The 11774-nt window shown below is 60.1% G+C and carries 7 protein-coding genes; all 7 read right to left on the bottom strand.

Features of this window, described 5'->3' with window-relative positions; translation table 11 throughout:
• Positions 1-24: 24 nt before the first annotated feature.
• The 7 genes from GT019_RS26230 to GT019_RS26200 all read right to left on the bottom strand — a co-directional run bounded on the left by GT019_RS26230 (position 25) and on the right by GT019_RS26200 (position 11695).
• The gene (locus tag GT019_RS26230) at positions 25-1743 is read right to left on the bottom strand and encodes a response regulator (RefSeq protein WP_161746408.1); all 1719 of its coding nucleotides are present in this window, start codon (positions 1741-1743) and stop codon (positions 25-27) included.
• 6 nt (positions 1744-1749) lie between these two features.
• Positions 1750-3651, bottom strand: coding sequence for a cache domain-containing sensor histidine kinase (locus tag GT019_RS26225; RefSeq protein WP_161746407.1), 1902 nt, complete (start codon positions 3649-3651; stop codon positions 1750-1752).
• Positions 3652-3914: 263 nt separating this feature from the next.
• Complete coding sequence (locus tag GT019_RS26220; RefSeq protein WP_235949418.1) at positions 3915-5639, bottom strand: type 2 periplasmic-binding domain-containing protein; 1725 nt, start codon at positions 5637-5639, stop codon at positions 3915-3917.
• A gap of 69 nt (positions 5640-5708) precedes the next feature.
• Positions 5709-6596, bottom strand: coding sequence for a carbohydrate ABC transporter permease (locus GT019_RS26215; RefSeq protein WP_161746406.1), 888 nt, complete (start codon positions 6594-6596; stop codon positions 5709-5711).
• A 20-nt stretch (positions 6597-6616) separates the two neighbouring features.
• The gene (locus GT019_RS26210) at positions 6617-7588 is read right to left on the bottom strand and encodes an ABC transporter permease (protein ID WP_161746405.1); all 972 of its coding nucleotides are present in this window, start codon (positions 7586-7588) and stop codon (positions 6617-6619) included.
• 276 nt (positions 7589-7864) lie between these two features.
• Positions 7865-10567: a UxaA family hydrolase gene (locus tag GT019_RS26205; RefSeq protein ID WP_161746404.1), complete on the bottom strand. Its 2703-nt coding sequence runs from the start codon at positions 10565-10567 to the stop codon at positions 7865-7867.
• A 93-nt stretch (positions 10568-10660) separates the two neighbouring features.
• Positions 10661-11695, bottom strand: coding sequence for an enolase C-terminal domain-like protein (locus GT019_RS26200; protein WP_328804035.1), 1035 nt, complete (start codon positions 11693-11695; stop codon positions 10661-10663).
• Positions 11696-11774: the final 79 nt, after the last annotated feature.

Here is an 11774-nt window from a genome sequence, read left to right as displayed (position 1 = left end):
ATCATCGCTCCTTTGGCCATGCGGTTATCGGCGAACCGCCGCCGCATGCTTCATGCGGTATTCCATCGCGGAGATCCCTTCCAGCTCGCGGAAGACGCGGTTGAACTGCTTTGCGTTCTCGAAGCCGACCCGCTCGCTGATCTCGTAGATGCGGACATCCGTTTCCTCCAGCAGCGCCTTCGCTTGCCGGATTCGCACCCGCTTCAGGTACACGACGAAGCTTTCGCCGGTGAACTCCTTGAACGTCTGGCTGAAGTACGAATAATTCAGCGATACATGGTTCGATACGGTCGCCATGTTGAGGTCGCGATGATAGTTCTCGTGAATGTAGCTGACCGCCTTCTTCATCTCCCTATGCTCGGCATGCACGGAGCGCAGGCTTCTCACGTACTCGCTGAGCCGAACCAGCAATTCTTCCGCGGCATGGTAATAGTCGTGAATCGACTCGAAGCCGTAGATGCAGCCGACCTTCTTGTAGATCCGCAGAATCTCCACCGACTCTTCCCCGTACTGATGGAACACGGCGTCGAAGACGAGCTCGTTCAGCTGTCTGCTAATCTCCTCCATGTACGCGATGTCGAAGGCGGCCAGCCGCTTCGGATCCAGCAGCTCGGCCAAGAGCTGCTTCATTTCCTTGTCGCGGCCCGTGCCGAGCATGTTCGCCAGCTTGCGGATGTCCTCCAAGGGAACGGGCGTCTCCTTCAGGCGCGCCTTCTTGCCGTCGAAGACCAGCAGGGCGGGCTCTCCGCTCGGCTGCAAAAATCCGTATTGGAGCGCTTCCCGTGCCTGCGCGTACGCGTGCTTGACCTGACGGGAGCCCGTCATCCGTTCGCTGAGGCCGATCGCGCCCGCGAGGCCGCGCTCGTTCATGAAGGCCAACAGCCGATGCAACGGCTCGAGCCTGCGGCACAGGATGACGAGCCGGTCGTCCTTATCCTTAAAATAAAACCGCTCCCCGCCCGGCTCGGCTGCCAATCGGGCGATCAGCGTTTCCGCTTTTCCGCTCGTCAACTGCGCTTGCAGCAGCGCCACATAATACGTCTCCTCCGCCGGAGAGGATGCGCGATGGCTGCCATTCGCCCTGCCCGGATCGCCGGCCGGATCGCCGGAACCCGCACTTGCCGCGCCCGGATCGCCGACCGGCGCGCCCGAACCCGCAATCGCCTCGCCGGATGCGTCAATCGCCGGCTCCGGATCGCCGTTCGCGCCGCGCGCGGCAAACAGCTGCTCCCAGCCCGCCTTCCCGCAGCGCTCCGCGATCTCCGCTTCCTCCATCGTCGGATGGAGAAAGATATAGTTCAGCTGGCTCGCGAGCAGCTCCTCGCGGTAGAGGCGCATCTCCCCGAGCCGCTCGGACAGCGCCGTCTTGCGCGCCAGGTCCCGCTCCGCCCGCTGCAGCGCGGCGAACAGCTCGTCGCGCACGATCGGCTTGAGCAGGTATTCTTTCACTTCATGCTGCATCGCTTCCCGCGCATAGCGGAAATCGTCATGGCCGCTCAGGATCATCACGATCGGCCTCGTCTCGCATCGCGCGAGCTCGCCGATCAGCGCCAACCCGTCCATGCCCGGCATCCGGATATCGGTAATGACGATCTCGACCGCGCGTTCCCGAATCAAGCCGAGCGCTTCCTCGCCGTCGGCGGCGAACAGCAGCTCGTATCGGCCCGGATATCCGCGCTCGATGATCGCTTTCAGACCCAGCCTGATGTTCCTCTCGTCATCGACGATGAGCAATGTCCGCATACCGGATTACCCTCCGCTCACGATATAGTAGGGAATGCGCAATCGGACGCGCGTGCATTCCCCCTCTCGGCTTTCGACGAACAAGCCGTAATCCTTGCCGTAAAACAGCTGAATCCGCTGATGGACGTTGCGCAGCCCGATGCCGCTTCCCTCGCTCTGCTTCTCGTGCGGCAGCGCCAAGCGGTCGCCGGACGCGGCGAACGCCGATTCGTCGCCGGCGATTTTGCGGTTGAGCCTCCCCGCCGCTTCGGCCGTCATGCCGACGCCGTTGTCGGCAATGTCGATCGCGATGGCGTGAACGTCCCGCGCTGCCGAGATGCAGACGACCATGCCGCGCGCCTCGGAGGACTTGAATTTCATGCCGTGCTTGACGGCGTTCTCCACGACCGGCTGCAGCGACATCTTCAGCAGCTCCTGATTCAGATATTCGGCCGGCACGTCGATATTCAGGGTGATCGCATGATCGAACCGAAGATTCATCACGGCGATATAGTTGGCGATATGGCCCAGCTCATCCTTCAGGCGCACGTATTCGCTCGTCCACCGAAGGTTGTAGCGCATCATGCCGCCCAGCGATGTAAGCGCATCCGAAATGACCGGCTGATTCTCGATTTCCGCCAGCATTTTGATATTCTCGAGCGTATTGTACAGGAAATGCGAATCGATCTGATTGCGCAGCGAGCGCAGCTCCGTTTCTTTGGAGGCGGCCTGCTTCGTGACGGCGTCCGCGATCAGCTCGTTGATCTTCTTGAGCATCTTCCGAAAATGATGGGCAAGCTCGCCTACCTCGCCCCCGCCCCGAATCGTGAAGTCGAAATCGAAGTCGCCCTGGCGCACCTTCTTCATGAAATGAGCCAGCATATGGAGCTTCTTCAGAATAAGCGCGTTCAGAAAATACGTGGCGATCGACAGGATGACCAGCAAGCCGATATTCGCGTAGATGATCTTGTTGCGCGTCCGGTTAATATCCGCGAATACATGCTTGAGCGACACGACGTTCAGCACGTAAGCGTCGATCTTCTCGGCATAGATGTAATTGCTCAGAAACGGCGTTTTGTTCCGCGTGAACAAATAATGGCCCTGCGCCCCGCTCAGATGCGCGTTCAGTTCGCCGCGGACGTCGGCCTCCGTCAGTCCGTTATCCGCCAGCAGCGTCTCGTTCGGACCGCTGAACATTTTCCCTTCCCGGTCGAAAATGACCATCTGCGATCCTCCCTCGTCGTTCGCGCCCCGGTATACGTTGGGAAAGGCGTTCGTCAGCAGCATATCCACCTGCATGATGCCGACATGCCGGCCGGTCGGGTACTCGATCTCGCGCAGCAGCGAGAGCTTCGGCCTGTATTCCTTCGCGTCCGCCACGACGGGGCGAATGGGTTCGCGGTCCATGCGGTCGAAATACCACCATTCGGTGCCGTTCAGCTCGTTGACCTTCTTGTACCAAGGCTCGGCTTGCATGCGCTTCTCCAGCAGAATCACCGGCCAAATCTCGTTGATCCGCTTGTTATTGGAGAAGAGCCGGATATGCTCGATATTCGGATTGTTGAACTGCAGACGCAGGATGTTCGAGACGACGGTCGTGTCGAATGCGATCAGCTCCGCCGCGTCCGGCTCGCTCGTCCGTTCCAAATAATAGAGCACCTCTTTGTCGGAGAGGGACAGCTGCGCGGCCCGTTCCATCGTCTCGATGTTATTGTTCAGGTTGATCCGCTCGATCTCCAGCTGATTCTCGTTCTTCTTCACGATGTCTTTCATGTAATTGTCGTTCAGCTCGTTGAAAATATAGAACGAAATCAAGAGGCTCGGCAGCAGCAGAATGAGGATATACGCGATGATCAGCCGTTTCTGCAGGGACAGCCGCTCGAGCTTGAAGAGGCATTCGCGAGCCAGCATGCGAAGCCAACGGGCCATTGGAATCACCGTCCGCCATGTTGGGATAAGCGCAGGAAGCCGCGGCCGCAGCCGTTCGTTCCGAATTCGCCGGAACCTCTATTATAATTCATCCCGATTGAATTGGCTCTCGCGAAATAATCCCCGAAACGGGCAGGAACAGCCGTCGGTCTCCCCCGTAACCAAGCCCCGCGGCAGTGCCGCGTCGCTTGGCCGAAGGCGGAAGACCGCCGGCTGCCCGTTATGCTCGAACGTACGATGATTCGTCCGGGAGCGCTTGCCGATTATTTCAGAAACTCCGCGAGCTTCTTCACGTTCTCTTCGTATTTCTGCTGCTGGTAAGCCTGCACCTTGTCGAGACCGGCGCTCTTGCGCTTGTCGAGGAAGTCATTGAACAGCTTGTCGAATTCGTCGTCCGACTTGCTGAGCAGCAGCTTCGGCAGCGTCTTGCCCCAGGTCTGGCCGATCTTCGTGTTGGCGATGCCTTCCGCGGAGTTGCCCGTCGGATTGATCTGGTCGAATTGCGAGAAGCTGGTCGTCTTGCCCTTCGTCCAATCCTCCATTTGCTTGGCGGGCTCGACGCTCGGCGGCGCCCATTTCAAGTTCATGTTCGTGTCCATCAGCATCCAGAACGTATACGAGGCTCCGTATTTCTTGTCGAAGGAGGAGCGGTCTTTGTTCAGCAGCTCCAGCACCTCCGGCTTGAAGACGTCCTTGCCGTCCGTCGTATCGTACGTCACGCCGGGCTCGCCCATGAACAGATCCTTGTTGCCTTCCTCGCTGATCAGGTAGCTGAGGAATCGGATCGCCCTGGCTTTGTCCTTCACGTTCTTGGAGATGAGCGTGACCGTCCAGCCGGAGATGCCGGGACCCGACAACGTCGGCGGATCCAGCGCTTCGTTGCCCGGTCCGTCCACGGCGATGTACACCGAATTCGGATCCTTGGCGAAGAGCGCGTTCTGCGGCGCCGCGAAATCGCTGCGCTGATAGAGCATCGCGAAGTAGCGGCCCTGCGCGATCTTCTCTTCCATCTGCGGGCGCTTGTCGATGAAGATATCCTTCGCGAGCAAGCCCATTTCATTCGCTTTGCGGAACGTTTTGAGCCAGCTCACGTACTCCGGATCCGTCGCGCGGTCATACAGCTTGCCGTCTTTCTCGTACGGGACGGCCAGGAAGTTCTGCAGGTAGCCTTCCAGGGAGTAGTTGCCGGTCTCCGTGAATTCGTGCAGGCCGAGCGGAATGAGCGGCTGGCCGTTCACGTCCGGGAATTTCTCCTTCGCCAGCTTGAGCGCGTTCAAGAAACCTTCCTTGGTGCGCATATCCGGCTTGCCGAGCGCTTCGTACATGTCCTTGCGCACGACGAACGTCTGGTTCGACGTATATTCGCGGGAGTATTTCTCGAAGTCCTTCGGCGAGGACGACGCGTTCGGGTACCCGTACACGTTGCCGTCCGCCTGCGTGTACCAGGACGTCTTGGCCGGATCCGCGACCTTGAAGAAATACGGATCGTATTGGTCCGCCAGCGTGTTGAGCGGCTCGACCATGCCGCCTTCGATCATCTTCTTCACGCCGTCCTCGCTCCAGCCGAGCGTGATGAAATCGGGCAGCGAGCCGGATGCGATCATCGTGTTCAGCTTCTCGTTCTCGTTGCCGGCCGGCACGATGAAGTTAATGTTCACGCCCGTCTTCTTCGTGATGTACTGCGAAGTGGCATCCACGCCCCATTTGTTCGGGAACCAGGAGAAGTTGAGGTACCAGTCGAACGTGATCGGCGACGTATCGGCTTTCCAGCCGGGTTCGTCCGCGGATACGGGCTTGGCTTCCGGCGTCTCTTTGTTCCCGCCTTTGTCGCCGCCCGTGTTGCCTGCCGCATCGTTCTTGGCGTTGCCCGTATTGCTTGCCGTGCCGCCGTTGCTCCCGTCGTCGTTGCCGGCGCAAGCCGTCAGCGTGAATGCCAGCGCCGCCGCCGTCGCAAGCGACAGCACGCGCCCAATCTTGCCTTGTCCCATGTCTTCTACCCCTTTGCTTCGCTTATTATAAGTCCTCTCCGGCAAGGACGCCGGGCAAGGACGAACCGCCTAACCTTTAATGGAGCCGATCATTAGACCTTTAACGAAATACTTCTGCAGGAACGGATAGGCGAGCACGATCGGCAGCGTCGTGACGACCATCGTCGCCAGCTTGATGGACTGCGAAGTTACGCTCTTCGTGATGCCGCCGGGCATCGCCGCCATCATCAGATTGGAGCTCGACTGCGCGATGACGCGGTACAGGAACGTCTGGATCGGCTGCAAATCCATGTCGTTGATGTAGATCATCCCGGTAAAGTAATCGTTCCATTGATACACCCCGTGGAACAGGGCGATCGTCGCGATGACCGGCATCGAGACCGGAATGACGACGCGGACGAAGATCGAGAAATCGTTGGCACCGTCGATCTTCGCGGCTTCCTCCAGCCCTGCGGGAATCTCGCGAAAGAACGCCAGGAAGATGATGAGATCGAAGAAATTGAACATCGCCGGAATGATATATACCAGGAAGTTATCCAGCAAATGCAGATCGCGGACGAGCAGATAGGACGGGATGAGCCCGCCGCTGAAGAACATCGTCACCGTGCCGATCAGCATGTAACCCTTCCGGCCGATGAGATCGCGCCTGGAGAACGCGTAGGCGACCATGGCCGTGAAGAAGACGTGCGCGGCGGTGCCGGCGAGCGTCTTCGAGACGGTGATGCCCATCGCCGTCATGATGCCGGGATTGGCGAAGACGGCTTGGAAGCTGTCCAGGCTCGGCACGCGCGGCCACCAGTAGATGCCGCCGCGCATCGCGTCCTGTCCTTCGTTGAACGCATTCACGAGCACGTACCAGATGGGATAGATCGTGACGAAGCAGATCAGGAGCATGCCGGCGACGTTGGCCGCGTCGAATATCGCCTCGCCGGCGGTTTTCCTTCGGAGTGTGAACATCGGGCTTCCCACCTTTAAGGTTAAAATAACGACGTATCGTTCAGCTTCTTCGATACCGAATTCGCCATCAGGAGCAGGAGCAGCGCGATGATCGACTTGATGAGGCCGACCGCGGCCGAATACGAATAGCGGCTGCTGATGATGCCCGTCTGGTAGACGTACACGTCGATGACGTTGCTGGCGCTTTCATTGAGCGAGTTGCGGAGCACGAGAATTTGATCGAAGTTCGAATTGAGCAGGCCGCTGACCGCGAGAATGAACAGGATGGTGATCGTGCCCCGGATGCTGGGAAGCGTGACGAACCGCATCTTCTGAAACCGTCCGGCCCCGTCGATCGTGGCGGCCTCGTACATCTCCGGCGATACCCCCGCGATGGCGGCGAGGTAGATGATCGCGGACCAGCCGAGCTCCTTCCAGATATCCGAGCTGATCACGATGGACCAGAAGTAGCTCGGCTCCGCCAGGTAGCTGATCGGCTCGTGAATGAAGCCGAGGGCCATCAGCAGCTTGTTGACGATGCCGATGTCGGCGAGCCAGGTGGTCAAGATCCCTCCGAGGATGACCCACGAGAGGAAATGCGGCAGGTACGAGATCGTTTGCACGGCCTTCTTCAGCCGCAGCGAGCGAAGCTCGTTCAGGAAGAGCGCGAAGATAATCGGCAGCGGAAACCCGATCGCCAGCTTGATGAGGCTCATCCCGACCGTGTTCCAGATGACCCCCGGCAGCTCGTCGTCGTCCAGAAACTCGCGGAAATGCGCGAGCCCGACCCACGGCGCCTCGCCGACGGAATGGACGATGTCGAACTCCTTGAAGGCGATGATGACGCTGTACATCGGAATGTAGTTGAAGATCGCCATCCACGCCACGCCGAGCAGCGCCATGACCTGCAGATACCTTTGTCCGATTAATTTCCGGACCGTCTTCGCGAATTTGGCTTTGCGGCTTGCCGGCTGCCCGCGGACGGACAGCTCGTAGCCCGGATTGACGCTCATGCGGATAAACCTCCTGAAGCAGCTTGATTGTAAGCGCTTTTATTTCTATGCATGTATTGTAAACCGCGGGGAGCCGCGCGCATAAGGTCTCATTTTTTGCCTGGAGGCGCAAAATTTCAGGTGCGAGGCGCATGGATACGGAATCGTCGCCTTGCGGGGCTGCGTTCAGCTTTCGCGTGAAGGACCGCGAACGCTAGCACGGCAAAAAGGCAGGCCGCGAACGCTTGAGGCGTTCGCGCCTGCCCTGCGGCGGCGACAGCGAAGCGGTCTCTCAACTCACAACGATACGCCCAAGAAGCCGCGCGTGAACTGGAAATCGATATTGCCCTGCCGATAGAGACGCGGCGAATAATCATGCTCGATCGTTTGCTTGCACAGCTCCAGAATCCGATCCGTCCATGCTGCCGGATCATCCGCGAGCAGCAGATCCAGGTCTTTGGCATCGTTGTGCAGCATCGCCGGCTCCGAAGCGATCTGCAGCATCGGCACGAACGGATGCACTTGCATCGGACGGTTCCCGACGAGCGCGATCATCAATTCGATCCCCGTGGCGGCAAGGCCCGTCACCGTCTCCACCCAGTGCTCGGTCGGGGTTTCCATGACATGGAAGCCGCTGCGCCGAACATGCTCGCCGTAGGCGATCGACGGCCGCACGTCGGATGCCGTGAAGGTATGATCGCGGTACGCCGCCGCGGACAGCAGCTCGCTGTTCTGCGGCACGACCACCGTTCCGCCCGCCCCGGCAATCAATATGGTCAGCTTCGCCAGCTGTTCCGCGGCTTCGGCCGATAAGGGGCCGTCGGTCAGGATGCCGATTCGCAGTCCTTCCAAGCCGACCGTCTCCGTCTCGGGCGCGCTGGCTGCCGCCGCTTGCTCGGCGAACCAGGCTTCCACCTTGTGCGACACCTTCGCGATCCCGCCGTCAAGCTGAATGCTGGCGAAACCAAGCCGGCTCGCGTCCACGCCCATCTCCTCCATCCGATTCCGCATGTAATCGTTGTGGGTCTTCTCGCAGCCGTGCTCGAGCAGCAGGCAATGGGACACCATCGGGTGGGTGACATAACCGATCATCGTCCGGGCATACAGCTGTTCTGCCTGGCCCCCCGAATTCCCGCAGCCTTCCGTATGCGCCAACGCCACGAAACGCGAGGTATCGGGATATCCGGGCGCATGCTCGTTCAACCGCTTCGTAATCATATGGGCGACCTGTCCGGCGCAAAGGCTCGTCGGCAGGATCAAGCCGATGCTGTCGCTGGCCCGTTGGTCCCGGTGGCGGATCATGTTGAATCGGATCGGGTAGGCCGACGCTCCTGCGTCCTCTTGGATGCCGATCGGCTCTCCCGTCGGCGCCGGCGCATGCAGCAGGGACTCCAGTCGGCTCGCGTCGTTCTGCTTCCAGTTGCGCCAGATCTGCACCTGGGCATGGCCCGCTTTCTCGCCGACGCTGCGCTGTCCGGAGGCAATCGCGACGGTCAGGTCGAAGACTTCTTTGCCGAGCTCGTCCATGGACGTGCCCTCCAAATATTGACCTGCATTGACATCCATGTCGTTGGACAGCAATCGGAACCGGTTCGTCGTCGTCACGACCTTGACCGTCGGCACATACGGGAAATTGGTGATCGAGCCGTTGCCCGTCGTGAAGAAAATCAAGTTGCAGCCCGCGGCGACCTGTCCGGCGATGCTCTCGAGGTCGTTGCCCGGGCTATCCATGAAGTAATAGCCGCCATCGATCATGCGTTCCCCGTATTCGGTGGCGTGATCGAGACGCGTGACGGGATCCTTCTTGCGGGCGGCGCCGATGGATTTGAGATAAATGTTATAGAGGCCGCGATACATGTTGCCGCCGGACGGATTGCCTTCCGCGCTCGCCCCGTGCCAGGAGGTGCGCTCCTTGAAGCGATTCACGAGCGCCAGGAATTTGCGGGCGGTCTCGACGTTGCGCACCTTGGACAGCACATAGGGCTCCGCGCCGATTAACTCGTCGGTTTCGGCGATGCTGGCAGCGCCGCCGTGCCGCACCAGCTCTTCCGAGATCCAGCCGAGCAGCGGGTTCGCGGAAATGCCGGAGAACGCGTCGGAGCCGCCGCACTGCAATCCGATCTTCAGGTGGCGAATGGATTCCGGCGTCCGCCGCATCGCGTCGACCGCTGGCAGCCACCCCCGGACGATCGCTTCCCCTTGGACCAGATTCTCTTCGAATCCGCTTTGGAGCGTGACGAATTTGTGCGGCACGTCATCGATCGGATAACCGTTGTCGCGCGCGTACGCCTCCACCATCCCGTTGGTTACCGGTTCAAGGCCGTCATCCACGACCAGGATTGCGCCGACGTTGGGATTCACCATGAATCCGGCGAGCGTGCGCAGGAGCAGCTCCAGGTTATTGGGCGTTTCGGCGCCCCCCTCCGTATGGGCGGCAGGCACGATCCCGTCGATATTCGGATAGCGCTTCAGATCATCCTGCAGACGGCCGGCCAACTGCTTCACGTAGCTGCCGGTGCGAGAGGTGGCGCCGAGCAGCACCACGTCGTTGCGGGTGCCCACCCCGCGCGATTCGCTTCGGCGATAGCCCATGAACGTACGCGTCTCCGCGTATGCGGGTGCTGCAGGAGCAGGCTGGAAGTTGGCCTCGTCCAGTACGTACGGCGGCACTTGATCCGCGAAATTCGGCTCCGCCGGAAGCGCGAAGGTCACATGGCGGGCGCGCAGCGCGTCCAAGACGGACGCGTTGATCACGTAATGGCCGGGCGGGATCGCCTGCAGCGCCACGCCGAATGGCATGTCCCAAGAAAGCAGGTTGTCGCCGGCAGCGATCGCCTTTACCGCAAAACGATGACCTTCCAGGACCGTATAATCCAAGGAAAACGTACCGCCGTCATGATGTATGACGGTGCCGGCGCCCAGCAGGCGGATCGCAATGGCGCAATTATCCCCGGGCAAGGGGAGTCTGGCAACTTCGTTCAATTCGTACTCTGCGTTCATCGCGTTCATGCTCCTTTTATGATAAGTTCGGCATACTCGTTGAAGCGTTTTCATCTTGAAGCGTATTCATCGCCGACGCTCGGCGCGGGCGAATTATCGGCTTCCCCGGGACCAACCTGCATGCTTGACCAGGCTCGATACGCGTTCATCGTCGAAACCGATGCCGAAGCCCGGCGCGGCCGGAACATGAATCGCCCCGTCGTCGACGCGATATCCGGATACGTCCATGCCTTCGATGACGATGTCGTCGCATTCCACGAATTCGAAGTTGCGTACCGCCGTCGACAAATGGCCCGACGCATAGATGCCGTACGCATTGCCGTAACAATGCGGCGCGGACCGCAAGCCGTGCGCATCCAGCTTCTCGCCTAACTCGAGCCAATGCGTGAAGCCCGGCCAGATGATATCGTACTGCAGCACGTCGACGCGGCCGCGGATCGCCCACTCCACCAGATGCGGCGCGGCCAGGCCCTCCCCGTCCGCGATCAGCACGTGCTGCCCGCGCTCGCGGAGCCATGCCTTCAGGTCCTCGTACAACGCTTCATCCTCATGGAATGCTTCTTCCAGCCAATACAGATTCACGTCCGTCAGCGCCGCCAAAACCTCTTTGGTCAAATTCAAATTATAGGCATTGTTCGCATCGATCATGATCTTGCCTGCCGGACCGGCGACTTCCGCGATCCCGCGCACGATCGCGATATCGCGTTTCGTGCCCTCCCATAGCGGCATGTGGCGCCCGCCTCTTCCGACTTTGATCTTGAAATGCCGATGGCCGTTGGCATAGCCCTGCCTTGCTTCTTCCTGCATCAGCGCGACCGCGGCGCTCTCGTCCTGCAGATGCAAATCGTCGAAGTAGAGCGAAGTATCGTAGCAGGGGACCGTCAGCGGAACCCCTATCTCCGCGTGCGCGCCCGCCACCAATTCATATACGGGCTTGCCCTGCCGCCGTCCCAGCCAATCGAGCACGGGGTATTCCAATTGCAGGCGATATGGTTCAAGAAGTCTGCCCCGCTCGTCGAACAAGTCGAGCAAGCGGCGGCCGACGAGGTCTTCGGCCCATTCCGGCGTCATATGAATCGAGCTGCCGTAACCCGTCTGCCCGTCGATCGTGATTCTGGCGATGTCCACCCTGCAGCTTTTGCCATGCACGCCGATTCTGCCATTGGCTCCCGCGCTTCTGGCGCGTTCGCCCTTTAACGAGGCGAAT

Source organism: Paenibacillus glycinis (assembly GCF_009909185.1).
GTDB lineage: Bacteria > Bacillota > Bacilli > Paenibacillales > Paenibacillaceae > Paenibacillus_Z > Paenibacillus_Z glycinis.
The sequence above is the reverse complement of the archived record's forward strand: the minus strand, read 5'-3'. Positions and strand labels throughout refer to the sequence as shown.

Bases quoted from the DNA above. Each gene is read 5' to 3' on its own strand.
- GT019_RS26230 (WP_161746408.1), bottom strand. From the start codon at position 1,743: ATGCGGACATTGCTCATCGTCGATGACGAGAGGAACATCAGGCTGGGT.
- GT019_RS26225 (WP_161746407.1), bottom strand. From the start codon at position 3,651: ATGGCCCGTTGGCTTCGCATGCTGGCTCGCGAATGCCTCTTCAAGCTC.
- GT019_RS26220 (WP_235949418.1), bottom strand. From the start codon at position 5,639: ATGGGACAAGGCAAGATTGGGCGCGTGCTGTCGCTTGCGACGGCGGCG.
- GT019_RS26215 (WP_161746406.1), bottom strand. From the start codon at position 6,596: ATGTTCACACTCCGAAGGAAAACCGCCGGCGAGGCGATATTCGACGCG.
- GT019_RS26210 (WP_161746405.1), bottom strand. From the start codon at position 7,588: ATGAGCGTCAATCCGGGCTACGAGCTGTCCGTCCGCGGGCAGCCGGCA.
- GT019_RS26205 (WP_161746404.1), bottom strand. From the start codon at position 10,567: ATGAACGCAGAGTACGAATTGAACGAAGTTGCCAGACTCCCCTTGCCC.